Source organism: Aeromonas sp. MR7, assembly GCF_963899385.1.
GTDB classification, from domain to species: domain Bacteria; phylum Pseudomonadota; class Gammaproteobacteria; order Enterobacterales; family Aeromonadaceae; genus Aeromonas; species Aeromonas bestiarum.
This window is the reverse complement of the sequence record NZ_CAWQXH010000011.1, coordinates 376,146-401,466: the sequence shown is the minus strand read 5'-3', so window position 1 is coordinate 401,466 and position 25,321 is coordinate 376,146. Positions and strand designations below refer to the sequence as shown.

Genomic DNA, 25,321 nt, shown 5'->3' with positions numbered 1-25,321 from the left:
CGAGCACGCATGTCAGACCATAGTCGAGTACTGGATCACAATGCGTCCAGCCTGCCCGCCCCGGATCCACAGCGGCCCCGCCAACACCTGACTCACGCAGGTTCCAGCGGCATCCCTGCTTATCCCACCAGCCCCTCGCCCTGCCCCTGTGGCTGGCTCAGGGAGCGGTACTGGGAAGGGGTCAGCCCGGTCTTTTGCTTGAACACCCGGCAAAAATAGTTCACATCGCCGTAACCACAGCGGCTCGCCACTTCTTCCAGCCGAAACCGGTACTTTTTCAGCATGAACTTGGCCCTGTCGATCCGCACCCAGCTGATGTAATCGGCCAGGCGCATGTGGCCCTGCTCGCGAAACAGATGGGAGAGATGGCTGGCCGAGACGTTGAAACGGTGGGCGATGGAGTCGCGGGTGATGGGGCGGTGAAAATTCTCCTGGATATAGATGCAGATCCCGTGAAACAGGTCCGCCCCTCTTGGCCGCTCGGCGGCGGACTCCGCCAGCAGCTGGCGGGCACTGGTGAGCAGCGCCTGCAACAAGTGGTTGTCGGTGGGGGAGCGGCCGGGATCCTCGGTCAGCACGTTGAGCGCCGCCAGTATGTGTTCGATCACATGGCCCGCCCGCGCCATTATGCTGTGCTTTTGCACGTCGAAAAAATCGGGGTCTTCCCGCCGCTTGCTCACCAGGCTGAACCCCAGCTGGCGCTTGCCAAACAGCAGGCTCAGCACAGAGCAGTCCGTGGTCCACAGCGGCTTGTTCCAGCCATTGGGAGGTATGTAGAGCGCCTGCCCAGGCAGCACGCTTATCTCCTTGCAGCCCTGCTCCTTGTCCCAGATCTGGTTGAGGTATTCGCCGCTGAACACCAGTTCGAGGCGGGGAAAGTTGACCTGATAGCTGAAACCGGGCGGCACCCCCTGATCCTGGGCAAACCAGATCTGCTCGAAGGGGGCCTGCTCATGAAGGGCGCCATCGAGCAGTTGGCTGAAGATAAGTGACATGCTGATCCTGATCAAAAGTAGAGAGGCAAGCGGTTGCGGCGGCAAAGGCCGCCCATGTTATAGTCCGGTCCGCAGCAGCAATGCCACCCTTTTCTTCACCCGACTTTCTTCACACCAAATGAGGCGTCCCTTATGAGCAGTCGCGATCTGTCCTCCTTTCTGCCCTCTTTTTTGTTAATGCAAAATCCGATTCAAGGTTACGACTGGGGCAGCCATGATGCCCTCACCACCCTGTTTGGCATCTCAAATCCGGCGGGCAAACCCCAGGCCGAGCTGTGGATGGGCGCCCACCCCAACGGCTGTTCAGAGGTGACGCTGGCGGGCAGTGCCCAGAAGCTCTCGGCGGTGATCGACGCGGCCCCGGCCGCCGCGCTGGGTGAGGCTACCGTCACCCGTTTCGGCAGCCTGCCGTTCCTGTTCAAGGTGCTGTGCGCCGAGAAGGCCCTCTCCATCCAGGTACACCCGAGCAAGGCCCAGGCCGAAGCCGGCTTTGCCAAAGAAGAAGCCGCCGGTATCGACCCCAAGGCAGCCAATCGCAACTACAAAGACCCCAATCACAAGCCGGAGCTGGTGTTTGCCCTCACCCCCTATCAGGCGATGAACGGCTTTCGCGCCATTCCCGCCATACTGGCGCTGTTCGAGCGGGTCAAGCTGGCGGCCATCGCCGATCTGGTCGCGGCCCTTGCCGCCAACCAGCACGAAGCGGGCCTGCAGCACTTCTTCCATCAGCTGCTGATTTTACAAGGTGCGTGCAAGGAAGACGCCCTGGCGGGCCTGCTGGCCTATGCCGCCGCGCACCAGGATGAGGAGACCTTTGCGCTGATCACCAGCCTGGCCGCCCAGTACCCGGGGGATGTGGGACTCTTCTCGCCGCTGCTCTTGAACGTGGTGACCCTGCAACCGGGTCAGGCCATGTTCCTCGATGCCTGCACCCCCCACGCCTATGTGCGCGGCACCGGCCTCGAGATCATGGCCAACTCGGACAACGTGCTGCGCGCGGGTCTCACCCCCAAATACATAGACGTGGCAGAGCTGCTGGACTGCACTCGCTGCCTGCCCAAGCCGGACGACCAGATCCTGCTGGCCCCCCGCGTAGAGGGTGCGGTGCAGCACTTCGACGTGCCGGTGCCGGACTTCACCTTCAGCGTCTATCCGGCGGGCGAGCACCAGCTCACCACCGCCAGCGCCGAGATCCTGTTTGCCATCGATGGCACTGTGACGCTCAAGCAGGGCGACGAGACGCTGCGCCTCGAGAAGGGCCAGTCCGCCTTTGTCCCCGCCGCCACCGGCCACTACCAGCTGCTGGCCGAAGGCCGGGTCGCCCGCGCCGGCAACCGCTGCTAAGGCGTGAACCCGGCACGGGTTCAATGACTGAATAAACCAACAAGGGCCATCACTGATGGCCCTTGTTGTTCCCTGGCTGCGCCTTCGTTCGTCAGTCTGCGCCGCATGACACCGTCAAGGGCACCATCGCCCGGCCAATAAAAATCCCCACCTCCCTTGCAGGCCGTGGGGGTTTTTATTATCTGCTTGACCGATAGCCATCACGATAGTGGCCGTCGGCGGGCTAGTGTTCTGCCGCTTCCGGCTGGGACGCTTCTGAACGCTCCCGTTCCCGTTGCAGTTCATCGACCCTGGCTTGCCATTTGTCGTGGGCCTGTTTCTGGCCTTGTGACTCAAACTCCTGGCGCATGGTGTCGATCTCTTGGTCAAGTTTTTCCATCAGGATGTCTCCTTACATCATAGGGTTACACACTGGCTGACGGCACTGTTGGCCAACCTGCTCCCTGATTGGACACCGATCCCGCCTGGATTGTCCAACTAAATAAACGATTGATTATGCAAAAGCTAATCTAAAAATCAGCTAAAAGCCTCTTATGAAACCATACGAAATCATCTAACCCGGCGTAATGAAATTATAAATTTCCTTTTATTATCAGTAAATTGAAATCAACCACATCAACTTTCTCACCGCCATCATCGAGGGCCGCTGGTTATGCACACTTTTTTCACGCGGCTCGACCAAGCCGGCCTCTCTCCCCTTGCTGATGTGCACTTTGGCTCCCGGGCCGCACTTTTGCCAAGCGGCTCACATTTCAAGAGGTGACAAGGGCGCACAAATCTCCATCCATGCTTGCCGGTTCAGGGGGATCCTGTCCCGCCGTCTCCTTATTCTCATTTGGCTGACAAACCCAAACATCTGTTTTTAAACAGCTTTAACTCAACATTGGCCAATACTATGGCATAAACAAAAATGCGAACCGGCTCACAGGGTGAGGGGACTGACACAAAAATCCAGTAAAGGGCACATATATCCGATTTCGGTGACATGGCTTGGGAGAAACAATAGGCAGGTCAATCGTTTGCTCCATTCGTTACTCATATCACCAGGGCTCGCAGAGCCAGGAGACACCTATGCTCACCACCTTGATAGATGAAGGACTGATCTGCCTCGACATAGCAGCCACCGACAAGCAGGGACTGTTTGTCGAACTGGCCGCCCGGCTCAACGCCTGCGGCAAGATAGGCAATCAGGATCAGTTCGTGCGCGACCTCTGGGCGCGGGAAAACCTCGACAACACGGGTTTTGAACAGGGGGTTGCCCTGCCCCACGCCAAAAGCGAGGCCGTGCTGCAGCCCGCCATCGTCATCGGCATCAGCCGGCAGGGGATCGACTACGGCGCCGAAGATGGACTGCCCTCCAAACTGTTCTTCATGATTGCCTCCCCGGCGGGCGGCGCCAACCACCATATCGAGGTGCTGGCCGAGCTCTCCACCAAGCTGCTGGAACCCGGCTTTATCCCCCGGATGCAGGCGGCCACCAACAAGGCCGAGGTGCTCAAGCTGCTGGCGGCCACGGCGCCTGTCGGCCTAGCCGGCAAGCCGCCGGTGCGCGCCGAGGCAGCAGCTCAACCGCGAGCCAGTGCACCTGAACCCCAGGATCGCAGCATCAAGGCCCAGCTCAACACCCTCAAGCAGCACCTGCTGTTTGGCACCTCCCACATGATCCCCTTCATAGTGGCAGGGGGTGTGCTGCTGTCGCTGTCGGTGATGATGAGCGGCAAGGGCGCCGTGCCCGAGGCGGGCGTGCTCAAGGACATGGCCGACATGGGGATAGCGGGGCTCACCCTGTTTACCGCCGTGCTCGGCGGCTACATCGCCTACTCAATGGCGGACAAACCGGGGCTGGCGCCCGGCATGATCGGCTCCTGGATAGCGGTGCAGCAGTTCCACACAGGTTTTCTCGGCGCCATCCTGGTGGGCTTTATCGCCGGGCTTATCGTCAATCAGCTCAAACGCATAAAACTACCGGACTCCATGAGTTCGCTCGGCTCCATCTTCATCTATCCGCTGATCGGCACCTTCCTGGTGTGCGGCATCGTCATGTGGGTGATAGGTGCGCCCATCGCCGCCATGATGGAGGGGATGAACCACTGGCTCTCCAGCATGGCGGGCTCCGGCAAGGTGATGCTGGGCGCCATCCTGGGTGGCATGACCGCCTTTGACATGGGCGGCCCGGTCAACAAGGTGGCGACCCTGTTCGCCCAGACCCAGGTCAACACCCAGCCCTGGCTGATGGGCGGGGTCGGCATCGCCATCTGCGTGCCACCGCTCGGCATGGCGCTGGCAACCCTGCTCTCACCGCGTCGCTACAAGAAGGAAGAGCGTGAAGCGGGCAAGGCGGCCGCCATCATGGGCATGATCGGCATCAGCGAGGGGGCCATACCCTTCGCCGCCGCCGATCCTGTGCGGGTCATTCCGGCAATCGTCGCGGGTGGGATCGTCGGCAACATCACCGGCTTCATGATGCACAGCATCAACCATGCCCCCTGGGGCGGCTGGATAGTGCTGCCGGTGGTGGAAGGCAAGATGGGTTATATCCTGGGAACCGTGCTCGGCGCCCTGACCACGGCCCTTATCGTCAACCTGCTGAAAAAGCCGGTGACCGAAGATGAGACAGTGACGGCCGACGATAGCGGCTATCAGATCATCGAAGCGGAAGGGGAAGCGGACGTGCTCGCCATCACCGCCTGCCCGTCCGGCGTGGCCCACACCTTCCTCGCCGCCAAGAGCCTGCAAAAGGCAGCCGCCAAGGCCGGGATCAAGCTGAAAGTGGAGACACAAGGCGCCAACGGCATCATCAACCGCATCAGCGCCAAGGACGTGGCCAACGCCCGCTGCGTCATCCTGGCCCACGATGTGGCCATCAAGAACCGGGAGCGCTTCGCCAATATCGAGGTCATCGATGTGAAGACCAGGGAGGCCATCCACAACCCGGAAGGGCTGCTGGCCCGCACCCAGCCGGGCAGCAAGGTGGCCTGACGAGGGCGCTTTATCTGATGTGCAACAGGAGGGGCCCAAGGCCCCTTCGTTTATTTCCATCCATAGATTCTCAATGCCAGGCAGGAGCCAAGCACCAACCCGCTAGCCGTTACCCGGACGGGGATAGCGCCCCCAGCCTGCGACCCGATAGGATAGGCGCCATAATGCACCTTCACATGCCCCACGGCCCTGCGGCCCCTCACGGACGGAGCCTTTAAGCTCATGGAATTGACTGACGTACTGCTCACCCTGGCGGGTCTGGTGACCGCCGGCATCATCCTCAAGAATCGCGCGGTAACCCAGCCAGACTGGGACAAATTGCCCACCCTGCCCGAGTACCTCAGCCTGCATCCCGAGTGCACCACCGAGGATGACGAGAATGCCAGCTGCTGTGCCTGCGGCTCCCACAAGGTGCTGTTCCAGCCGCTGACTGGCGCCGGGGATTACCGCCTGCGTCACACCTGCCTGGCCTGCGGCAAGGTGCTGTTTCGCAGTCGCGCCATTCTCTGACAGGATGCCGCCCCCATGCCATGACTGTACGCCTCCCCCTTGACGGCTTAACCTTCATAACAACCAAACCCAAACAGCACGAAGGGATTTGATGACACCAGATCTGGATCTGAACACCTTGCGCAGACGCTGGCTTAAAAAACATTTGCAAGAACTGCGGGCGGCAAAAAACGAGGAAGAAAAGAAAGGAGGCATGCTGGGATTCGTCGGTATTCTATGCGCTCTGATCCCCTTGCTGACAGCGGCTGTGTACTTTGTGGGAATGCGTTATTACCACGGTTATCTGGGGCAATTCGGACTGGAGTATCCCGAGTTCTCTCAACCCGCAGATGTCACTCTTTTTACCGGTTTCTATCTGCTGATCCAGCTGCTTTTACCCTACGTAGTCCCAGTAATCGTTGCGCTAGGAACGCTTTTTCTTGCTCTCTTTGCCATGTTGTTTGCCGTGAGGTGGCGTCTGACACTCTCCTGGTGGGTTATCCGCTTCTTTGTCCTAAGCCCTCTCGTACTAAAGGGAGGAAAAATCGCCAATAACTACCCAGCCCCCTTAACCTTCAACATCATGCTCTGGTTGCAGAGTTCTATTTTAAAACTCGCTGTTTTTGTCGTGCCTCCCTTGTTGGTCATCATGGCGTCTGAACACCTCAAGCCGATGGGAGAAGCTTTTGCCAAAAAGCAGATAGACCAGTTAGAGCAAGGCAAGTGGCCGCTTACCGAGGCCCATAGTCAGTCTCCTCTGCTGGGGGATGAGCCCCATATCCGCATCGCCTGCAACGGCTCTCACTGCGCCTATCGCCTCAAGGGGGGCGATACCCTGATCCTGCGCTTCGATCAGATAGAGCAGACCCGTTACAAGCCTGAAAAGGCGGCCTCGAAATAAACAAGCCGCCCAGAGGCGGCTTGTTTTATCCGGCGTGCAGCTCCTGCAGCGCGCCTATCAGGGCATCGAGGCCTGTATCTACCTTAGATCGCGGGCAGCCGACATTGAGGCGAAGATAGCCTTTGCCTTCGGGGCCGTAGGTGTCGCCGCGCATGATGGCAACCCGGTACTTCTCCACCAGCAAAGCTTGCAGCGCATCCATCCGCTCGGTGGAGTCGATGCCAAGGCCGCGCAGATCAATCCAGGCCAGATAGGTCCCCTCGGGCACCCGATAGTCGATGGCGGGGAAGGCGGCGTTGAGCCGCGCCGCCACCTGGGCGAGGTTGCCGTGCAGATAAGCTTTCAGGGCGTCGAGCCAGGCGCCGCCGTCCCGATAGGCGCTGATATGGGCCAGCACCCCGAGAATGGGTGGCGATGACAGGCCATGGGCCGCCTTGAGCCGCCGCAGATAGGCGGCCCGCGCATCCGCGTTGACGATAAAGGCGTAGGCACCGCCAAGGGCCGGGATATTGAAGGATTTCGAGCCCGAGCTGACCAGCGCCCAGCCATCATCCACCGCCACCTCACTCCAGGGCAGGTAGGGGGAAAAGCTTATATCCATATGGATGTCATCCGAGATCACCTTGACCCCGTGGCGCTGGCAGATGGCGGCCATCCGGCTCAGCTCATCCCGCGTCCAGACCCGGCCTGTGGGGTTGTGGGGGCTACACAGCAGCAGGATGCGGCAATCGGGGCGAGCGGCCTGTTGCTCGAAGCAAGCCCAGTCGATCTGGTAACTCCCCTGCGCCTTTATTAGCGGGCAGGGAAGCAGCACCCGATCGCTGGCGGTCAGCATATTGCCGAAGGCATCGTAGGCCGGGGTATGTACCAGTACACCCTCGCCGGGGGCCGACCAGAGGCTCACCAGCTGGGCGATCACATAGATGACAGAGGGGCCGTAGACCAAAGTCTCGGGGTCGAGCTTGGCCCCGTAGCGGCGGGCAAACCAGTCGCTGACAGATCCCTTGAAGTCGCCGTGATTCCAGCGGCTGTAGCCAAAGACCCCGTGCTCGAGGCGCGTTGCCAGGGTCTGGCGAATGCAGGGGGCTGTCTCGAAATCCATGTCGGAGATGGTAAAGGGGAGCAGGTCGGCGTGGCCGAAGCGGTCGGCCACATAGTCCCACTGGGTACAGTAGGTGCCGTGGCGATCGACCAGGCGGTCAAAATCAAACGGTTCTGTGTTGGACATCTCTTTTTCTCTCGCCAGCAAAAGCACGAATGAACAAGGGGGCATGGCGCCCCCGTAGGATCAAGGCAACAGGCGGGCCGGATCAGGCCCCCATCAGGCTCTGCAGCTGGTTTTTCACCAGATGCACCTGAGGGCCTATCACCACCTGCAGGTTGTGCTCGTCGAGCTTGATCACCCCGATGGCGCCATTCGCCTTCAATACCTTGTCATCGACCCGGCTCATGTCCTGCACCGACATCCGCAGGCGGGTGATGCAGTTATCCAGCGCCAGTATGTTGTCGGCACCGCCCAAGGCGTTGAGGATGATTTCACCGTTGTAACCGCTGTTGCCCGCCTTCTTGCCCGCTGGCTGGGCGGTCTCGCCGGTTTCGCTCTCCCGGCTCTCTTTTTCACGACCAGGGGTTTTCAGGTTGAAGCGCACTATGGCGAAGCGAAACACCCCGTAGTAGATGGCAAACCAGATGGCCGCCGCCACCGGCACCAGATACCACTTGGTGGCGGTGCCTTGCAGCACGCCGAACACCAGAAAATCGATGAGGTTGCCGTCTGTGTTGCCTATGGTGACACCGAGCAGCCCCATGGTCATGAAGCCCAGACCGGTCAGGATGGCGTGGATGACGTAGAGCACGGGCGCCACGAACAGGAACAGAAACTCCAGCGGCTCAGTGATGCCACCGATGACGCAGGCCACCACGCCGGAGACCAGCAGCGCCTTGATCTTGCCGCGATTTTCCGGGCGGGCGCAGTGATACATGGCGAGCGCCGCCCCCGGCAGGCCGCCGAGGAAGGCGGGCATCTTGCCCTGAGAGAGGAAGGAGGTGGCCGACACCGAGAACTGGGTAGTGTCGGCGCAGGAGAGCTCGGCGTAGAAGATATTGAGGGCGCCGCTTACCTCGTTGCCGCACACAAGCGACGTGCCGCCCGCTTCGGTGAAGCGAATGAGCGCCACCAGAATGTGGTGCAGGCCGAGCGGCAGCAGCAGACGCTCGCCGGTACCGAACAGGAAGGGGCCGAAGGGACCGGCGTGGGAGATAAGCGTCCCTATGCCGTTGATGCCGGCCGCAAACCAGGGCCAAACCAGGGGCACCACCAGACCGACCACTCCCAGCACCAGCGCCGTGATGATGGGCACGAAGCGGGCACCGCCGAAGAAGGCGAGCGCATCCGGCATCCGGTAGGTGTAAAAACGGGCGTGCAGTTTGGCGACTATCACCCCGACTATGATGGCCCCCAGAATGCCGGTGTCGATGGAGCTGATGCCGAGGATGGATTTCACCCCGTAGGCCTTCTCCGCCGCGGCATCACCGATGACATGAGCCACTGTGAGGTAGAAGTTGATGGAGAGGTTGAGCGCCGCATAACCGACGAAACCGGCAAAGGCGGCCACCCCCTTCTCTTCACGGGCCAGTCCCAGCGGAATGGCCACTGCAAACATCACCGGCAGGTAGATAAAGGCCACCAGCCCCACCTTAGTCATCCAGAGGAAGAGCAGTTGCAGCACCATGTTGTCGAGGAAGGGCATGCTCTGCTTGACCGCATCGCTGGTGAGCGAACTGCCGACACCGAGCAGAATACCGGAGAAAGCCAGCAGGGCGACCGGCAGCATAAAGGTCTTGCCGAGGCTCTGCAGAAACTCCCATATGGTGGATTTGGCGGGGGACTTGGCCATGTGTCTGATCCTTGTGAAGTGAAGGTCGCGTCTCGATGCCGATCTCCCGCACTGCGCTCGGCGAGGGCAAACAGCGGAGAGAGCCTGCATCAGGTTTTGCGGATGATAAAACGTTTTATCAACTCGCAAGTGCCGACAGGATCACAGAATGGCGGGCCCGAATGGCGAGAGGATCAAAATCTGTGAGCCAGATCGGCGCAGCCGTGATGTAACGTTTCACTTGGGTATACGAGGGGGTATGCTGTGGTTCTCCGGTCTCTTTGCCCATGGCTGCAGCACTCGCCCTATGTCGTCACAACCCATGCCGTCCAAATCTATGTCGCCCAAACCGCTTGTATCGAAAAACGCCAAGATCACCGATGTCGCCCAGCTGGCGGGGGTCTCGGTCACTACCGTCTCCATGGTATTGCGCGGCAAGGGGCGCATCTCGCCGGCGACTGCCGAGCGGGTGCAGCAGGCCATCAAACAGCTCGATTACGTGCCCAACAGCGCCGCCGCCAACCTGCGCAGCCAGCAGTCCAACCTGGTGGGCCTGATCCTGCGCGACATCACGGACCCCTTCTATACCGAGGTCACGGCAGGGGTGAGCGAAGTGCTGGAGCAGCAGGGCTATCTGCTGTTTCTGACCCAGTGCGGCCACAGCCCGGAGCGGTTGCAGCAGAGCATACAGTCGCTGTCACGGCAGGGGGTGGCAGGCATCATCTTCAATCCGGTGCGCGGCGCGGCGGCCAAAACCCTGGAGACCCTGCTGGGCTCACAGCTGCCGGTGGTGTGCGCCGCACGCTCCTACTATCGTGATGACGTGGACTTTATCGGCCCCGACAACACCCACGCCGCCCAGCAGGCCACCACCTATCTCATCGAACAGGGCCACCGCCATATCGCCTACGTGGGCGGGCGGGCCGACTCCCTCACCCGTGCCGAGCGTATCGGCGGCTACTGTGCCAGCCTGCTGCAATACGGCCTCCCCTTCAAACCCGAGTGGGTGCTCGAGTGCGAACGCACCCAGCGCAGCGCCGCCGACACAATCGCCCAGCTGCTGCACCAGCATCCCAAGGTGACCGCCGTGCTCTGCCACTACCCCGAGGTGGCGCTCGGCGGCATTTACGGGGTGGAGGCGAGCGGGCGCACCGTGGGCAAGGACAACTACATAGGCCAGCAGGTCGCCCTGCTCGGTTTTGACGACGTGGCGGAAGCCGAGCTCACCTCCCCCGCCCTCACCTTCGTCAGCTCACCGGCCCGCGAAATTGGCCGCCAGGCCGCCCAGCGGCTGCTGACCCGGATGCAGCAACCGGAACTTGCCCCCCATCGCCATATCATCACCCCCAATCTGCAAAAACGAGAGTCGGCCTGAGTTGGCAAGGCAGGCCTGTCTGCAGCAGCCCGAACTTGCCCCCATCCGCCATATCATCACCGCTCACCAGCAAACCGCAAAAGCGGGCATCGGCTTGAGGCACACGGTTGCAGCGCGCAGGCCAGGGGCAGCTGTGGTCAAGCAGAAAAGTGCGAGCGCAAAAATGTGAGCCTGCTCACTGCGTCGGCAAGGAGAGATTGAGAGCCAAGTGGAGAGGGATATGATGGGCGCCCACTCTCTTCACGAGCTCCTTTATGAGCAACCCGCACGACCAAAACCCGCCGAGTGAAATCCATCGCTGTGACAAATGCCGGGAGCGCACCCGCCATATCGTGGTGCTGGTAGCCCGCGATCACAGCCAGGACATCATGCCCAAAGAGCCGCGCAAGGCCTTCTGGCAAGCCTTTCGCGCCAGCATCCTCACCAACTGGGCATTTGGCGAAACGCTGGCTTACCAGACCACCCATGTAAAGCACCTGATCTGCGAGCGCTGCGGCGAGAAGTTTCTTGAGTATTGAGGCCCAGAGGACGGCGCGCCCCGGATAATCACTAACACAGAGCAAGATAAAAGCGAGATAAAGATGACGTTTGTCGAGATGGACCCCGGTCAACTGCCGCTGGCGCTGCTGCTGGAGGCGGATCCCGCTGAGCAGCGCATTGCCGCCTATCTGCCCGGATCCTGGGGCTTTGCCGCCCTGGCGGGCAACAATGGCAACGAGGTAGTGGGAGCCTGCGTGGCCGGTCTGGTGGGGGAGCAAACGGCCGAAATCTTCAATATCGCCGTTGCCCCCAACCGCCAGCAGCAAGGCATCGGCTCCGGCCTGCTGCGCTTCGTACTGACGAGCCTGGCCGAGAAAGGGGTATGCCGCGTCGAGCTCGGTACCGGCAGCTTCGGCCACCAGCTCACCTACTACCAACGCCACGGCTTTCGCGTCGATACCGTCGTAAAAAATCACTTCCTTATCCACTACCCGGAACCCTTGATGGAGCACGGCATCCAGCACAAGGATATGCTGCGACTCTACCTTGAACTGGGCTAGGCTATCCCTACCCTCAGCAGCCTGTAGCGCCCTGGGGATAAATGGTGGGGGGATCAATTCAGCGTCGCCACATCTCATCGAAAGCAACGAGAGCCATATCGATCGCCATGACACTGGTAAAGGGATGAATGCAGGATGCAGACAAGAAAAGCCAGCCCAGATGAACTGAATGCCATCTTCTGGATGGGCTTTGATGCTTGGGGCGAAGGACTGTCACCGACTGAATATCTGGCGAGCTGCCACGCCAGTCAAAAATACCGCTCCGGTGTGTGGTATGTCCTTATTGTGGACAATCAGCCTGTCTCTTCCCTTATCGTCTATCGGGACCGATTTGGCCTTGGCCAGGGCTGTTTTGGCATAGGTTCACTGGCAACGACACCTGCGATGAGGGGGCAAGGATTTGGCACCCATCTGCTACGTGGGGTGACAGGCATGCTGCTGGGTAGTCCCGATGCCGTCGCCACCTTCCTCCATGCAGATATCGACCATCACTTCTACGAGAGGCTGGGGTATAGGCGCATTCCGGGGGGTGATTGCATGTATTTCTCTCATAGGCGGCCACGCTATGTCGGCGAACCGCCAACCTACTTTTAATCCACTCTCAGCGTCATCACCTCTACTTTCCAGCCTCCAGATATCTGTTCCAGAAAAGAGCGGTTAAATATCCGCGAGGTCAATCTGGACACTCTTGTCTGGCAGCCAGGCGGCTTTAACCAAAAACGACCCAGCATGAGATTGACTTTGCCATTCAAACACTTGCCCAAGAGCCCTCATGGGTGGTCGAAGGGATATTTGGTGCCTTGGCCGAACAGCTGCTTGATACCGCCGATACCTTGCTATTTCTGGATCTCGACTGGTCTGTATGCCGTGATTCACTGATATCGCGCGGCTCGGAAAACACCAAGCAACGGGATGCAATGGCAGCCGAAGATAACTTTCACAAACTGCTGGTGTGGGCATCGGAATATGGGCAGCGAGCCAGCAAAAGCTCCCGCCAATTCCATCGCGAGCTATTTGAACGATGCCAAAGTGATAAGCGCCATTTCACGACTCGCGCAGAGGTAAATAGCTATCTCACTCAACTGGCCATTCATAGCTAACGGGGGACTGGATGACGCAACACGAGCTGGCAAAGATGGGGAGTGCCTCCGTAAATATCCAGATGCTGGATGGCACTCCTTGCATCAGAAAAAGCGGAGCATCACCGGTCGAGCGCCATTTTTACCAACGCGCAGCTCCCCATTTGCGCGGGGTCAACACCCCGGCTCTGCTCAGAGTCGAGGGGGAGGCCCTGTTCCTTGAGCAGATCCCCAATCCGGTCACCCTCACGCAACTGCACCACAGCGAGCAGACCTTTGTTCAGCTGGCCAGTCTGCACAACAGTCGCTATCAACCCGATTTTGCGCTGAAAGCGCACAGCTGGTCGCTCGCCGATACCGACGCGGCGCTCTCTGTGCTCTGTCTGCCGGAATCAGCCAGTGAGACAATTCACCATATTCAGCAGCTTGGTCACGAGCTGTTTGCGGAGCCTTGTCTCATCTCGGGGGATAGCAATGAGGGTAACTGGGGCACCCGCGACAATGGTGAGCTGGTGTTGTTTGACTGGGAGCGATTTGGTTATGGCAGCCCGGCCATCGATCTGGCTCCGTTGGTGCCACAGGTGGGTTCACTGGCGGAGTATGAAGCCATCATTGAACACTACCTGCGCCACAGTTCGCTTCTCTCTGGCGACCGGTTGCTGCGCCATCTCATCATGGCGAAGTGCTGGCTGATTATTGAGGTCACCAATCTGCTGACCAGAAGAGAGAAACCGCAAGCGCAGCGCTATCTGGACTGGTATCGGCAACGGGTTCCGCACTGGCTCGATTCGGTCGCGCATATGATATAACCGCCTCGCAAAGTGAGCTTTCGCTCCCCTCTCCTGCCAAACCCATTTCTCCAGTTTTTCCTCCCGTGATCTCTTCTCATCTTCCCCAATCACTGCCATTTGTGTGCGTTGGTTCACATACCACCACAGTTTTTCACCTCACAAATTTATAGAAAGAAATAACCTCTCGCTCGAGCAAACACTCGGAGAACAGCCAGAGCACCTCATCACAGAAAAGAATAAAAGCATGATTTATAAAAAAAATAAAATAACAGGCGATTCAATCCATCCCCATCCCTCTTGTCTCCCCGCTTTGCGATCGGGGTCACACTCGAGGTGATGGCGCACAAAAATCCAGTATTCCGCAGCTTTGTCCGATAGGTGTGCTGCCCTGCGGGCGGGATAATAGTGAGGTCAATTTTGTCTGCATGCCGTGCCAGCACGGGTGGCATGCCAACAGGCTCCATCGAGGAGCGGGGAGAACACCATGATCACCACCCTTATCAACGAGCAGCTGATCGCGCTCGATTTAAAGGCCACCCGCAAGGAAGAGGTCTTCAGCGAGATGGCCCGCTTGCTGGTCGCGCAGGGCAAGGTCAGCGATGAGCAACAGTTCATCAAGGACCTGTGGGCCCGGGAAGCGCTGGACAATACCGGCTTCGAGGAGGGCGTTGCCCTGCCCCACGCCAAGAGCGCGGCGGTGAGCACCCCGGCGGTGGCCATCGGCATCAGCCGCAGCGGCATCGACTACGGCGCCGAGGATGGCAAGCCGTCACAGCTGTTCTTCATGATTGCCTCCCCGGCCGGTGGCGCCAACCACCATATCGAGGTGCTGGCCGAGCTCTCCGCCAAGCTGATCGAAGAAGGTTTCATTGCCAAACTGCTGGCCACCAAGACCCCGGCCGCCGCGCTGGCCCTGCTGCTAGAGAAGAAAGAAGAGCAAGCCGCCCCTGTTGCCGACAAAGGCTTCATCATAGGTGTCACCGGCTGCCCGGCCGGTATCGCCCACACCTATCTGGCGGCCGAGTCCCTTGAGCGTGCCGCCAAGGAGCTGGGTTACGAGGTGAAGGTGGAGACCAACGGTTCCATCGGCGTCAAGAACAGTCCGACCACGGCCGAGATCGCCCGCGCCAGCGCCATAGTCGTGGCCTGTGACAAGCAGGTGGACATGGCCCGCTTCAACGGCAAGCCGCTCATCAAGACAGGCGTCAAGGCCCCCATCAAGGATGGCAAGGGACTGATCGAGCAGGCGCTGAAGGCGCCGGCCTATGTGGCTGGCAAAGAAGACAAGAAGGGTGAAGAGAAGAGCACCGGCGGCAGTTCAGACCTCTATCGCTACCTGATGAACGGCGTCTCTCACATGATCCCGTTCGTGGTGACCGGCGGTCTCTTGATTGCGCTGGCACTGGCCATCGGCGGCAACCCGACCCCGAGCGGCATGCAGATCCCGGAAGGGAGCATGTGGAACCAGATCCTCAACGTGGGCGTGGCCGCCTTCACCCTGATGATCCCCATACTGGCGGGTTACATCGCCTACGCCATCGGTGATAGACCCGCGCTGGCACCGGGCTTTATCGGCGGCTGGATCGCCAACAACGGCAGCTTCTACGGCGCCGACGCCGGTACCGGCTTTATCGGTGCCATCATAGCGGGCCTGCTGGTCGGTTATCTGGTGCGCTGGATTGCCACCCGCCAGTACCACAAGATGGTGCAGCCGCTGGTGCCTATCCTGATCGCGCCCATCGTCGGATCGCTGTTTATCGCCGCCGTCTTCATCTTCATCATAGGTGCCCCCATTGCCGACATGATGACGGGTCTGAACACCATGCTGCTCTCCATGAGCGGTGGCTGCCTGGTGCTGCTGGGGATCGTACTGGGGGGTATGGCCGGCTTTGATATGGGTGGCCCGGTCAACAAGGTGGCCTTCCTGTTCTCGGTGGGCATGATAGCCTCCGGCCAGACCCAGTTCATGGGGGCCATGGCCTGCGCCATCCCGGCCGCGCCGCTCGGCATGTCGCTTGCGACTGTGCTCGGTCGCAAGCTGGGGATCTTCGATGCCTCCGAAATTGAAGCGGGTAAAGCCGCCGGTGCCATGGGTCTGGTGGGTATCTCAGAGGGCGCCATTCCGTTCGCCGCTCGCGACCCGCTGGCGGTCATTCCGGCCAACGTGCTGGGCAGCATGACAGCCGCCGTCATGGCCTTCCTGTTCGGCATCACCAACAGCGTGGCCCACGGTGGCCCCATAGTGGCCCTGCTGGGTGCGGTCAACAAGCCGCTGCTGGCCCTGCTCTGCATGATCTGCGGCGCCATCGTCACCGGCGTGGTGGCGGTTGCCCTGAAAAAACTGCGGGTGAAGAAAACCGACGAGGTGGAACTGGCCAAGGCGGCCTGATCCCCCGTGAATACTAGCTTGGAGAGGCCATTCGGCCTCTCCACTTTTTACCCCGCGCTCATCGTTTCCTCTTATCACTGCAACCATTTTCTACAAATTGAGTGCCGTTTCCTGACGGAGTGCACCTCACCATCTCCATAGAATGACCTCCAGACACACAACAGGAGGTTCAATGCAGATCCAAGCCCTACAGACACTCGTCAATCAGCAAATCAGCCAGTTAGGTCACGCCGATCAAGCCGGTCGTCTTGGCAATAGCGGCCGTGGCAACATTGGTGCGGGTGCATCCAGCCAGGAGCATGCATTTGCCAGCGCAGTACTGGAGCAGGTTCGCAACATCTCCCTCAATCAGCAGGAAGTGGCAGGCTTGCTGCCGCATATCGCCAACTTCAAGCTACAGCAAGATACAGGTGGCAATGCAATTCTCGCCGGATTGCGCTCCGATCAGCTATCACTCGCGGATGCCAAACTGCTGCTGGATGCCGCCTCTCGCCAACTGCCACCACCGCTACCCGAGCGCGCCACAACACCGGCTCCCGCCCTGCCTCCCCGTGGCCAGAACGGCATGGTGGATCTGTGCCACCATTTCGCAGGACAAGATGTGCAGGTATTGGCCAGCAAACCGGCCCCCGGCACCAATGCTGCCGCCATTTGGCCCAGTGCCAGCAAGCCGGGACAATTCGGCATATTTATTCCGGACCAAGGCATGAAACACGCACCGACGCTGGCAGATGCCAAGAGTCAACTCGACGCTTACAGTGCCAGCCAGCAAACTCGACAGCTCGAGGCTCGTTGGGGCGGCGCCGTCAGCGTGCTCGCAGAAAAACCGGCAGCCAACTTCGACCGCCCCGCGATTTGGCCCAGCGCCAGCAAACCCGGCAGCTTCGGCATCCATATTCCTGGCAAGGGTGCTCTTCGCGCAGAGGATCTGGCCAAAGCCGACAGCCTGTTTGCCAAAAATGATATTGTCGCCCGCCTGAGCGATGGTCTGCACATCAAGGTCAGCGGCACCAATCTGCCCGAGGCTGCACGCGCTTCGCTGGAGCGGCAACACCAGATAGCTATCACACCCATCACCATCAATGGCAAAGAGATAGCCTATCTGTTCAGTGGCCAACAGCAGCTCAACCGCAATGTGCTCTTCTCATCCCACGGGAGCGGCGTCAATGAGGGGACCTTCACCAAGCCGGAAGGGATTGAATTTGATTTTGCCTCGACCCGCAACAACGTGCTGGTCTCCAACACCATGGCCTTTGCCGAGAAGCTGAAGGATGATCGGGTCGCTTTCCGGGATGAAAGCCAGATCTATGGCACCTTGAGCCGGGAGGCGACCAACTACCGGCTGGATGGCGGCATCCGTACCCAGCCCGAGCAAGCGGCCGAGCTGATCGGCAGAATGAACCGGGACGGCGCCGCGCAACCATTTGACTTCGTGCTGCTCAACCGTGAAGCCAAAGGCGTTCATTTTGCCGATCTACTGCAGGGGTTCAAGGACACGCTGGGTTGGCTGCCGGATCAGCTGGTCTGCCACTTCTGTCGCCCGCAGGATGAGAACAAGGGCCGCTTCAACGTCAGCAACAACTATCTGGGATGAGTCAGACCATGAACCTCTATACGACTCGCCTTGGCGAACTGGCTGCACACCTCGACATCGGAACCATAGATCAGGATGAGACGGGCCATGCCTGCCTCACACTGGACAAACTCTGGGCCATCCATCTGGCCCCACTCGACGGGGAGAGCCTGGTCATGTTTCTGCGTGCAGGCGTGCTTGGCGGCGAAGCGCAGGCCCGCGAGCTGCTGCAGGATAACCTCTTCAGCCCCGAGCCCGGCACTATCCGGGTTGCCTTGGGTCAGGACAATCACCTGATCCTCTGGTGCCAGCTGTCACTGGCGAAGGCCGAGGCACCGCAGCTCCAGCGGGCCTTGCAACAACTGGTAGCAAAAGCAGTGATGCTGGCCAGCGAAACGGGAGAAAGACCACGTGGCGACAGCGTGCCAAGCCTGAGGGTGTAGAAATAGAGATAGGCCACCGCAAGGTGGCCTTTCAACTGTATGGCTCCCCCACCAGTTCGGCACTCGCGACCAGACTCCATGCTTCTCTCACCAACCATGCATCCTCATCCACAGCAGACCCCACCACCAAACAAGCTGAAATGGCGGCAATATGCCGCCACGCTGTGATCCCCTTCACGCTTCATGGCCGGATCCCGCCAAACTAGGAAATTTTCCTAATGCCCCTAGGGATGGCTCTCACGCCATTTGCGCCGCGCCTCATTAAAGTCACGCTACCTGATGTAGTTACCCGACCCTCGCAGTGGCGCAGGGAGTGGGCATGGGTTCAATCGACAGGAGAGCGAGGCGCACAGTCCAACCTCTTGCTGTTGTCCTTTCCGTGGCGCGACCTCTAACACCAACCAAAAAGTGAGGGGCGCGGCGGAAATACCGACTATCTCGCAGAGGATGAATATGTTGGATTTTCTCAAGCAGGTGCGGGTCCCGACCCTGGACTTGCCGGTCGCAGCCCGGCGCAAACTCTGGTTCAAGCCCTTTATGCAATCCTATCTGGTTGTATTTATTGGCTATCTGACCATGTATCTGATCCGCAAGAACTTCAACATTGCGCAGAATGACATGATCCAGGAGTACGGTCTCTCCATGACCGAGCTCGGCATGATTGGCCTTGGCTTCTCCATCACCTACGGGGTGGGCAAGACGGTCGTCTCCTACTACGCCGATGGCAAGAACACCAAGCAGTTCCTGCCGCTGATGCTGATCCTCTCCGCCCTCTGTATGCTGGGCTTCAGTGCCAGCATGGGCGGCACGGGTTTCAGCCTCTACTTCATGATCTTCTTCTATGCGCTGAGCGGCTTCTTCCAGAGCTGCGGCGGCTCCTGCAGCTACTCCACCATCACCAAGTGGACCCCCCGCAACAAGCGCGGTACCTATCTCGGCATGTGGAACCTCTCCCACAACGTGGGCGGTGCCGGTGCAGCCGGTGTGGCGCTGTTCGGTGCCAACTACCTGTTCGATGGCAACGTGCTCGGCATGTTCATCTTCCCGTCCATCATAGCGCTGGTGGTCGGCTTCGTTGGCCTGCGTTTCGGCAGCGATTCACCGGAAGCCTATGGCCTGGGCAAGGTAGAAGAGCTGTTTGACGAGGTGGCCAGCGAAGAAGACATCGCCACCGAAGAGCAGAAGCTGACCAAGGGCCAGATCTTCGTCAAGTACGTGCTGATGAACAAGGTGATCTGGCTGCTCTGCTTCGCCAACATCTTCCTCTACGTGGTGCGCATCGGTATCGACCAGTGGTCCACCGTCTACGCTCACCAGGAGCTGGGCTTCTCCAAGGAGATCGCCATCCAGGGCTTCACCTTCTTCGAAGTGGGCGCCCTGGTCGGCACCCTGATGTGGGGTTACCTCTCGGATCTGGCCAACGGCCGTCGTGGTCTGGTGGCTTGCGTGGCACTGGCGCTGATCATCGCGACCCTGGGTCTCTACCAGCACGCCACCACCCAGTTCATGTTCCTCGGCTCACTGTTCACCCTGGGCTTCCTGGTGTTTGGTCCGCAGCTGCTGATCGGCGTGGCCGCCGTGGGCTTTGTACCCAAGCAGGGCATAAGCGTGGCCGATGGCGTCAAGGGCACCTTCGCCTACCTCATAGGTGACAGCTTCGCCAAGCTGGGTCTGGGCATGATCGCCGATGGCACCCCCATCTTCGGTCTGACCGGCTGGGCCGGCACCTTCGCGGCGCTGGACATGGCAGCCGCCGCCTGTCTGGTGCTGATGGCCTGCGTGGCCGTGGCCGAGGAGCGCAAGATCCGCCGTATCAAACGGGAACTGAAAGCCGCTACTCTGGCTACCCAATCCGTCTGAACCAGCGTGAACTGAACGCCGCCGAGCTGGCAACCCAGTCAGCCTGAACCCGCGTTAACTGAATGCAACCGGCCCCGCCTTCTGGCGGGGCCGGTTTTTTATTGTCGCTCCCATCGTCAGCAGATGAATCCAGGCCCTTGCCATCCCCTGTGCACGCAGGCACCACTGGGCTGCCAAGATCCCATTTTTGCCCCGCAGCTTTGGCAAAGTCCGCCCCTTGGCGCTATCTTGTTGGCCCACCTCTCTTTGCTTCGAGAACCGATGAAGATCCTCGCCGTCACCGCCTGCCCCACCGGCATAGCCCACACCTACATGGCCGCCGAGGCGCTGCAAAAAGCCGCCGACAAGCTGGGGCTGAAGATCAAGGTTGAAACCCAGGGCGCCATGGGACTGGAGAACATTCTCACCGCGCGGGACATCGCCTGCGCCGATCTGGTGCTGATCGCCTCCGACATCGAGATTGAGCAGAAGGATCGCTTCCTCGGCTGCCGGGTTCGCCAGGTATCGCTGGAATCCGTGCTGCTGGACGCCAACGCCGTGCTCAAAACCGCCACCGTCGACGCCTGAATGCTCACCCGCGAGCTCACCTTCTTCTGCCAGCTGGGATTGACCATCACCCAGGCCAAGCAGCTGAGCCGGCTGGCCGGACTGTTCAAGTCCCATATCCAGTTCATCAACGTCAGCCGCCGCCAGACGGTGGAGGCGACCAACCAGCTCTCCCTGCTCACCCTGGCCACCCAGCCCGGCGATCTCTGTCTGCTGCTCATCGAAGGACTGGATGCCGAGCTGGCCCACATGGCCTTCACCTGCTGGTGCGTGGAGCTGGGCCAGCCCCTTGGCCGCCCCGCCACCGCCGCCCAGGCCGAGCAGCGCCTTGGCCAGGCGCTGCCCGACTACTGTTTTTCCCTCGCCCAGCTGGGGCACGCGATGGCATCGCTGGACAAATCCCTGGCCCTGAGGATGCTGGTCGATCTCTTGCCCGTCGAGCTGGTGCGCGACAGGCCCATGCTTGAGCAGGCCATTGCCAAGCGCGAACAGATCGCCGCCACCATCATCCGGCCCGGCCTCGCCATGCCCCACGTGATCTGCCCCGCCATCCGCCAGCCCGCCCTCTCGCTGCTCAGTTGCGCCGAGCCCATCGAGTGGGGATCGGCGCTCGGGCCTGTGCAGACCATCATATTGCTGGCGATCCCGGCCGGGCTCGCCCCCGAGCAGTTGCGCCCCCTCACCCGGCTGGCCCGCGCCATGATGGACGAGGTAGTCAGCACGGCGTTGCTGCACGCAGGCTCGGCCCCCGCCCGTCAGGCCATCGTCATCGAAGGGCTGCTGAGCTGAGATGCTCTGAATAGGGTGCAATTCACCCCGTTCATTGCCCTCAGGGCGTTGGCCTGCCGGGTGAGCGCATCCCCATGCCCCATCCACTCGGCCCCCTGTGATACACTGCGCCATCCCCTGTTTTTGGTATGCATGCGATGAAATCTGCCCGCCCCCGTCTCTCCCTCCAAGGCCGCACGACCGCCTCCGGCCGCACCGCACAGGATGACGCCAACCGGCCCGGTCTTGCCCGCTCGCGGGCCGGCACCCGGCACGCACACGAGGCTGAACAGGCCGGGCAGAAACCGCAGGTGGACCCCGCCGATCGCAAGTTGCTGCTGCTGAACAAGCCCTACATGGTGCTCTGCCAGTTCACCGACGAGGCGGGGCGGGAGACCCTCAAGGATTACATCAAGGAGCCCGACATCTATGCCGCGGGCCGGCTGGACAGAGACAGCGAGGGGCTCTTGCTGCTCACCAACGACGGCAAGCTGCAGGCGCGCCTCACCCAGCCGGGGGAAAAGACCCCCAAGACCTACTGGGTGCAGGTGGAAGGGATCCCAAGCGAGGAGGCGCTGGCCGCCCTGCGCGCCGGAGTCGAGCTCAACGACGGCATGACTCTGCCCGCCGAGGCAAGGCTCATGGACGTGCCCGCTGTGTGGCCGCGCACTCCGCCCATTCGCGAGCGCAAGGAGATCCCCACCCGCTGGCTGGAGATAAAAATCATCGAGGGGCGCAACCGTCAGGTGCGACGGATGACGGCCCATATCGGTCACCCCACCCTGCGCCTCATTCGCTACGCCATCGGCGACTGGAACTTGGGTAACTGGCAAGAAGACGGGCTGGCCCCCGGGCAGAGCCGCAGCCTGCCCGCCCCCGAGTTGGCGCCGGCCCAGCGCCAGCGCAAACCCTCATCACCCCGCTCGGATGGCAGCGCAGCCAAACCGGCAGGCGAGACGCCACGGCGGGCAAACCAACCGAGACGGGATCAACGGCCCCGCAGCACAGCATCGACCACTAGCCCGACCGGCGGCAAGCCCCGCAGCAGCGGTCGCGGCACGGCCCGCCGTCCTGCCCGTCACACCACAGACAAGGAGTCATGATGATCAAGCACCCGCCGATGGAAGAGAGAATGCAAGCCAGATTGACGGTTGCCGCCCTGGTGCACTGGCAGGGCCGCTTTCTGCTGGTGGAGGAGGAGATCAAGGGCCAGCGCCGCTTCAATCAACCCGCCGGCCATGTGGAACCGAGCGAAAACCTGATTGAAGCGGCCTGCCGCGAGCTGAAAGAAGAGACGGGCCTGACCGCCGCCCCCAGCGCCTGGCTAGGCACCTATCTGTTCAAACCGGCCGACAGCGAGGCCACCTTTGTGCGCACCGCCGTCATCTTCGACCTTGAAAAGGCGCCGGGTCAGCACCATCCAGAGGATCCTGACGGCGACGTGCTGGCTTGCCACTGGCTCACCCTGGAGGAGATAGCCGAGTGCAAACCGGCCCTGCGCAGCCCGCTGGTGTGGCAGTGCATCCAGGATTATCTGGGGGGCACCCGCTTGCCACTGTCGGCCCTCAAGGCCTTTATTTGAGAACCTGCCCACGATCTTGCTGCGAGGCCGTGATCAAGGCTCATGTGCTGCTCGCTTGTTTGTAATCAGGAAAGCTCATGTGTATTTACACACTCCGGTTCCTGCGCTGCTCTTTACCGAGCTTCCGGCCTCTCGTGACAGATCGTGAACAGGCCATGTGATGTCGTTTGGCGCCATTTTTTCATCATGGTGCCGACAAATAGAAAAACGATTTCCTGCCGCTGCGCGCCCGATGGGAGCCAGGGCATGGATATGTGACCGGGGGCGCGAAATTCTGGTAGAATACGCCCCGTTTAAACGAACTGGTAACTTCGACTAATGACAGACAACAGCCAAATCAAGGTGATCGTCGGCATGTCCGGCGGCGTGGATTCTTCCGTCTCGGCCTACCTGCTGCAGCAGCAGGGTTATCAGGTCGAAGGCTTGTTCATGAAGAACTGGGAAGAAGACGACACGGACGAGTATTGCTCTGCCTCCCAGGATTTGGCTGATGCCAAGGCCGTCTGCGACAAGCTGGGTATGAAACTGCATACCATCAATTTCGCCGCCGAGTACTGGGACAATGTGTTCGAGCACTTCCTCGAAGAGTACAAGGCAGGCCGCACGCCGAACCCGGATATCCTGTGCAACAAGGAGATCAAGTTCAAGGCGTTCCTCGAATTTGCCGCCGAAGAGCTGGGTGCCACCTACATAGCCACCGGCCACTACGTGCGCCGTGACGACAGCACAGGCCACCCGCGCCTGCTGCGCGGTCTCGACAGCAACAAGGATCAGAGCTACTTCCTCTACACCCTGAGCGAAAAGCAAGTGGGTCAGAGCCTGTTCCCGGTCGGGGATCTGGAGAAGCCGGAGGTGCGCCGCATCGCCGAGCAGCTGGATCTCATCACCGCCAAGAAGAAAGACTCCACCGGCATCTGCTTCATCGGTGAGCGCAAATTCAAGGACTTCCTGGCCAAGTTCCTGCCCGCCCAGCCCGGCCCCATCGAAACCGTGGACGGCAAGGTGATCGGCGAGCACCAGGGCCTGATGTATCACACCCTGGGTCAGCGCAAGGGGCTCGGCATAGGGGGTCGCAAAGACGCCACCGAAGAGGCCTGGTATGTGGTCGACAAAGAGGTCGAGCGCAACGTGCTGGTGGTGGCGCAGGGCGAGCATCCCCGCCTCTACTCCGACGGCCTGGTTGCCAGCCAGCTGCACTGGGTGGATCGCACCCCGATCCGCGCCCCGCGCCGCTGCACCGTCAAGACTCGCTATCGCCAGCAGGACATCCCCTGCCTCATTCAGCCCATCGACGATGAGACCATCAGGGTCATCTTCGACGAGAAGCAGGCTGCGGTGACCCCGGGCCAGTCCGCCGTCTTCTACGACGGGGAAGAGTGCCTGGGCGGCGGCATCATAGAACAGCGTTTCAGCCACCCGGTATAAATGAACAACGAGGGCCGCAACGCGCGGCCCTTTGCAGACCGCATTCGGCCAGCGGGCTTGAATGTGCTTTGAATAATTAACAGAAGGCCGCGAACGTGATCGACAAATTCCAAGGCCGGATCATGGCCTTCGGCGGCATCAGCCGGTGAACGAACAAGACAGGGCCGTGAACATATGACCGACAAATTCCAAGGCCGGATCATGGCCTTCGGCGGCATCAGCCGGTGAACGAACAAGACAGGGCCGTGAACATATGACTGACAAATTCCAAGACAGAACAATGGCCTTTGCCGGCATCTGCCAGGCAGCCTATCTGGTACAGAAAGTAGCCCGCGACGGCAGCTGCGACGAGGCCTCGCTGCGCGAGAGCCTGCAAAGCGTGCTGGTGACCGACCCCAAGCAGCCGCTGGAGGTGTTCGGCAACCACCTGGCCATTCGTGATGGCTATCGCGCCCTGGTCGAACAGCTGGGCGCCGACGGCAGCCAGAAGAACGCCGAGCTGACCCGCTACGTGGTCAGCCTGATCGCACTGGAGCGCAAGCTGGCCAAGCGCAAGGACATACTCAACATGCTGGGGGAGCGGATCGGTCAGATCGGCCGCCAGCAACAGCATTTCGATCTGCTCGACGAGCAGATCCTGGCCAACATGGCGAGCATCTACAGCGATCTTATCAGCCCGATTGGCCCCAGAATCCAGGTGGCGGGCACTCCGCTGTTCCTGCAGCAGCCGCTGGTGCAGCACAAGGTGCGCGCCCTGCTGCTGGCGGGCATACGTGCCTGCGTGCTGTGGCGCCAGCTCGGCGGCAGCCGCACCCAGATCATCTTCGCTCGCAAGAAGATGGTGGAATTGGCCAAACGTTTTTAAG

24 protein-coding genes are annotated in these 25,321 nt (G+C 60.6%); 20 read left to right on the top strand and 4 right to left on the bottom strand.

The window, feature by feature from the left end; all coding sequences use genetic code 11:
• Positions 1-119 precede the first annotated feature (119 nt).
• Positions 120-995 (bottom strand): helix-turn-helix transcriptional regulator, encoded by an 876-nt coding sequence (locus tag AACW87_RS06830; RefSeq protein WP_043134753.1) that lies wholly within the window; start codon positions 993-995, stop codon positions 120-122.
• 132 nt (positions 996-1,127) lie between these two features.
• On the opposite strand from AACW87_RS06830, the gene manA reads away from it, so the two are divergent.
• Positions 1,128-2,339, top strand: coding sequence for a mannose-6-phosphate isomerase, class I (gene manA / locus AACW87_RS06825; RefSeq protein WP_241324556.1), 1,212 nt, complete (start codon positions 1,128-1,130; stop codon positions 2,337-2,339).
• Between the two features lie 223 nt (positions 2,340-2,562).
• Here manA and AACW87_RS06820 read toward each other — a convergent pair whose 3' ends face one another.
• Positions 2,563-2,718, bottom strand: a complete 156-nt coding sequence (locus AACW87_RS06820) for a hypothetical protein (RefSeq protein ID WP_098984570.1) — start codon at positions 2,716-2,718, stop codon at positions 2,563-2,565.
• Between the two features lie 692 nt (positions 2,719-3,410).
• Here AACW87_RS06820 and AACW87_RS06815 point away from each other — a divergent pair.
• The 3 genes from AACW87_RS06815 to AACW87_RS06805 all read left to right on the top strand — a co-directional run bounded on the left by AACW87_RS06815 (position 3,411) and on the right by AACW87_RS06805 (position 6,708).
• Positions 3,411-5,318, top strand: coding sequence for a PTS fructose transporter subunit EIIC (locus AACW87_RS06815; protein WP_241324555.1), 1,908 nt, complete (start codon positions 3,411-3,413; stop codon positions 5,316-5,318).
• 222 nt (positions 5,319-5,540) lie between these two features.
• The gene (locus tag AACW87_RS06810) at positions 5,541-5,828 is read left to right on the top strand and encodes a hypothetical protein (RefSeq protein WP_241324554.1); all 288 of its coding nucleotides are present in this window, start codon (positions 5,541-5,543) and stop codon (positions 5,826-5,828) included.
• 91 nt (positions 5,829-5,919) lie between these two features.
• The gene (locus AACW87_RS06805; RefSeq protein WP_241324553.1) at positions 5,920-6,708 is read left to right on the top strand and encodes a hypothetical protein; all 789 of its coding nucleotides are present in this window, start codon (positions 5,920-5,922) and stop codon (positions 6,706-6,708) included.
• Positions 6,709-6,733: 25 nt separating this feature from the next.
• On the opposite strand, the gene AACW87_RS06800 is transcribed toward AACW87_RS06805, so the two are convergent.
• Positions 6,734-7,936 carry a MalY/PatB family protein gene (locus AACW87_RS06800; RefSeq protein ID WP_241324552.1) on the bottom strand — a complete coding sequence of 401 codons (1,203 nt, stop codon included), beginning with the start codon at positions 7,934-7,936 and terminating at the stop codon, positions 6,734-6,736.
• A gap of 82 nt (positions 7,937-8,018) precedes the next feature.
• Positions 8,019-9,605: a maltose/glucose-specific PTS transporter subunit IIBC gene (gene malX / locus AACW87_RS06795; protein ID WP_241324551.1), complete on the bottom strand. Its 1,587-nt coding sequence runs from the start codon at positions 9,603-9,605 to the stop codon at positions 8,019-8,021.
• A 316-nt stretch (positions 9,606-9,921) separates the two neighbouring features.
• Here malX and AACW87_RS06790 point away from each other — a divergent pair, with 316 nt between their 5' ends.
• From AACW87_RS06790 to hflD, 16 genes are all read left to right on the top strand, one after another.
• A complete protein-coding gene (locus tag AACW87_RS06790; RefSeq protein ID WP_241325012.1) occupies positions 9,922-10,959 on the top strand; it encodes a Mal regulon transcriptional regulator MalI in 1,038 nt (345 codons plus the stop codon).
• A gap of 254 nt (positions 10,960-11,213) precedes the next feature.
• Entirely contained in the window at positions 11,214-11,477 is a 264-nt protein-coding gene (locus AACW87_RS06785) for a hypothetical protein (protein ID WP_241324550.1), read from the top strand.
• Positions 11,478-11,540: 63 nt separating this feature from the next.
• Complete coding sequence (locus tag AACW87_RS06780; protein ID WP_241280286.1) at positions 11,541-11,999, top strand: GNAT family N-acetyltransferase; 459 nt, start codon at positions 11,541-11,543, stop codon at positions 11,997-11,999.
• A 135-nt stretch (positions 12,000-12,134) separates the two neighbouring features.
• Entirely contained in the window at positions 12,135-12,593 is a 459-nt protein-coding gene (locus AACW87_RS06775) for a GNAT family N-acetyltransferase (RefSeq protein WP_241280287.1), read from the top strand.
• A 206-nt stretch (positions 12,594-12,799) separates the two neighbouring features.
• Positions 12,800-13,099, top strand: a complete 300-nt coding sequence (locus AACW87_RS06770) for a hypothetical protein (RefSeq protein WP_241280289.1) — start codon at positions 12,800-12,802, stop codon at positions 13,097-13,099.
• Positions 13,100-13,110: 11 nt separating this feature from the next.
• Complete coding sequence (locus AACW87_RS06765) at positions 13,111-13,887, top strand: phosphotransferase family protein (protein ID WP_241324549.1); 777 nt, start codon at positions 13,111-13,113, stop codon at positions 13,885-13,887.
• Positions 13,888-14,353: 466 nt separating this feature from the next.
• The gene (locus AACW87_RS06760) at positions 14,354-16,258 is read left to right on the top strand and encodes a fructose-specific PTS transporter subunit EIIC (RefSeq protein ID WP_241324548.1); all 1,905 of its coding nucleotides are present in this window, start codon (positions 14,354-14,356) and stop codon (positions 16,256-16,258) included.
• 172 nt (positions 16,259-16,430) lie between these two features.
• The gene (locus AACW87_RS06755; protein ID WP_241324547.1) at positions 16,431-17,852 is read left to right on the top strand and encodes a hypothetical protein; all 1,422 of its coding nucleotides are present in this window, start codon (positions 16,431-16,433) and stop codon (positions 17,850-17,852) included.
• Between the two features lie 8 nt (positions 17,853-17,860).
• Positions 17,861-18,274, top strand: a complete 414-nt coding sequence (locus tag AACW87_RS06750) for a CesT family type III secretion system chaperone (protein WP_241324546.1) — start codon at positions 17,861-17,863, stop codon at positions 18,272-18,274.
• 453 nt (positions 18,275-18,727) lie between these two features.
• Positions 18,728-20,134: a hexose-6-phosphate:phosphate antiporter gene (gene uhpT / locus AACW87_RS06745; protein WP_043134733.1), complete on the top strand. Its 1,407-nt coding sequence runs from the start codon at positions 18,728-18,730 to the stop codon at positions 20,132-20,134.
• 261 nt (positions 20,135-20,395) lie between these two features.
• Positions 20,396-20,701: a PTS fructose transporter subunit IIB gene (locus AACW87_RS06740; protein WP_241280296.1), complete on the top strand. Its 306-nt coding sequence runs from the start codon at positions 20,396-20,398 to the stop codon at positions 20,699-20,701.
• Positions 20,702-21,469 (top strand): PTS sugar transporter subunit IIA, encoded by a 768-nt coding sequence (locus AACW87_RS06735; protein WP_241324545.1) that lies wholly within the window; start codon positions 20,702-20,704, stop codon positions 21,467-21,469. It begins immediately after the preceding gene.
• Between the two features lie 137 nt (positions 21,470-21,606).
• Positions 21,607-22,551: a pseudouridine synthase gene (locus tag AACW87_RS06730; protein WP_445206847.1), complete on the top strand. Its 945-nt coding sequence runs from the start codon at positions 21,607-21,609 to the stop codon at positions 22,549-22,551.
• Complete coding sequence (locus AACW87_RS06725; RefSeq protein ID WP_241324543.1) at positions 22,551-23,030, top strand: NUDIX hydrolase; 480 nt, start codon at positions 22,551-22,553, stop codon at positions 23,028-23,030. The genes AACW87_RS06730 and AACW87_RS06725 overlap by 1 nt, the downstream gene beginning before the upstream one ends.
• Before the next feature lie 318 nt (positions 23,031-23,348).
• Complete coding sequence (mnmA, locus tag AACW87_RS06720) at positions 23,349-24,455, top strand: tRNA 2-thiouridine(34) synthase MnmA (RefSeq protein WP_241324542.1); 1,107 nt, start codon at positions 23,349-23,351, stop codon at positions 24,453-24,455.
• Between the two features lie 253 nt (positions 24,456-24,708).
• Positions 24,709-25,320 carry a high frequency lysogenization protein HflD gene (hflD, locus tag AACW87_RS06715; protein WP_241280300.1) on the top strand — a complete coding sequence of 204 codons (612 nt, stop codon included), beginning with the start codon at positions 24,709-24,711 and terminating at the stop codon, positions 25,318-25,320.
• Position 25,321: the final 1 nt, after the last annotated feature.

Excerpts from the sequence above, each read along its gene's own strand:
- AACW87_RS06765 (WP_241324549.1), top strand. The coding sequence starts at position 13,111 with ATGACGCAACACGAGCTGGCAAAGATGGGGAGTGCCTCCGTAAATATC.
- mnmA (WP_241324542.1), top strand. The coding sequence starts at position 23,349 with ATGACAGACAACAGCCAAATCAAGGTGATCGTCGGCATGTCCGGCGGC.
- AACW87_RS06750 (WP_241324546.1), top strand. The coding sequence starts at position 17,861 with ATGAACCTCTATACGACTCGCCTTGGCGAACTGGCTGCACACCTCGAC.
- AACW87_RS06775 (WP_241280287.1), top strand. The coding sequence starts at position 12,135 with ATGCAGACAAGAAAAGCCAGCCCAGATGAACTGAATGCCATCTTCTGG.
- AACW87_RS06790 (WP_241325012.1), top strand. The coding sequence starts at position 9,922 with ATGTCGCCCAAACCGCTTGTATCGAAAAACGCCAAGATCACCGATGTC.
- AACW87_RS06800 (WP_241324552.1), bottom strand. The coding sequence starts at position 7,936 with ATGTCCAACACAGAACCGTTTGATTTTGACCGCCTGGTCGATCGCCAC.
- AACW87_RS06725 (WP_241324543.1), top strand. The coding sequence starts at position 22,551 with ATGATCAAGCACCCGCCGATGGAAGAGAGAATGCAAGCCAGATTGACG.
- AACW87_RS06780 (WP_241280286.1), top strand. The coding sequence starts at position 11,541 with ATGACGTTTGTCGAGATGGACCCCGGTCAACTGCCGCTGGCGCTGCTG.
- AACW87_RS06760 (WP_241324548.1), top strand. The coding sequence starts at position 14,354 with ATGATCACCACCCTTATCAACGAGCAGCTGATCGCGCTCGATTTAAAG.
- malX (WP_241324551.1), bottom strand. The coding sequence starts at position 9,605 with ATGGCCAAGTCCCCCGCCAAATCCACCATATGGGAGTTTCTGCAGAGC.
- AACW87_RS06805 (WP_241324553.1), top strand. The coding sequence starts at position 5,920 with ATGACACCAGATCTGGATCTGAACACCTTGCGCAGACGCTGGCTTAAA.
- hflD (WP_241280300.1), top strand. The coding sequence starts at position 24,709 with ATGACTGACAAATTCCAAGACAGAACAATGGCCTTTGCCGGCATCTGC.
- AACW87_RS06830 (WP_043134753.1), bottom strand. The coding sequence starts at position 995 with ATGTCACTTATCTTCAGCCAACTGCTCGATGGCGCCCTTCATGAGCAG.
- manA (WP_241324556.1), top strand. The coding sequence starts at position 1,128 with ATGAGCAGTCGCGATCTGTCCTCCTTTCTGCCCTCTTTTTTGTTAATG.
- AACW87_RS06735 (WP_241324545.1), top strand. The coding sequence starts at position 20,702 with ATGCTCACCCGCGAGCTCACCTTCTTCTGCCAGCTGGGATTGACCATC.
- AACW87_RS06755 (WP_241324547.1), top strand. The coding sequence starts at position 16,431 with ATGCAGATCCAAGCCCTACAGACACTCGTCAATCAGCAAATCAGCCAG.
- uhpT (WP_043134733.1), top strand. The coding sequence starts at position 18,728 with ATGTTGGATTTTCTCAAGCAGGTGCGGGTCCCGACCCTGGACTTGCCG.
- AACW87_RS06785 (WP_241324550.1), top strand. The coding sequence starts at position 11,214 with ATGAGCAACCCGCACGACCAAAACCCGCCGAGTGAAATCCATCGCTGT.
- AACW87_RS06815 (WP_241324555.1), top strand. The coding sequence starts at position 3,411 with ATGCTCACCACCTTGATAGATGAAGGACTGATCTGCCTCGACATAGCA.
- AACW87_RS06740 (WP_241280296.1), top strand. The coding sequence starts at position 20,396 with ATGAAGATCCTCGCCGTCACCGCCTGCCCCACCGGCATAGCCCACACC.
- AACW87_RS06730 (WP_445206847.1), top strand. The coding sequence starts at position 21,607 with ATGAAATCTGCCCGCCCCCGTCTCTCCCTCCAAGGCCGCACGACCGCC.
- AACW87_RS06810 (WP_241324554.1), top strand. The coding sequence starts at position 5,541 with ATGGAATTGACTGACGTACTGCTCACCCTGGCGGGTCTGGTGACCGCC.
- AACW87_RS06820 (WP_098984570.1), bottom strand. The coding sequence starts at position 2,718 with ATGGAAAAACTTGACCAAGAGATCGACACCATGCGCCAGGAGTTTGAG.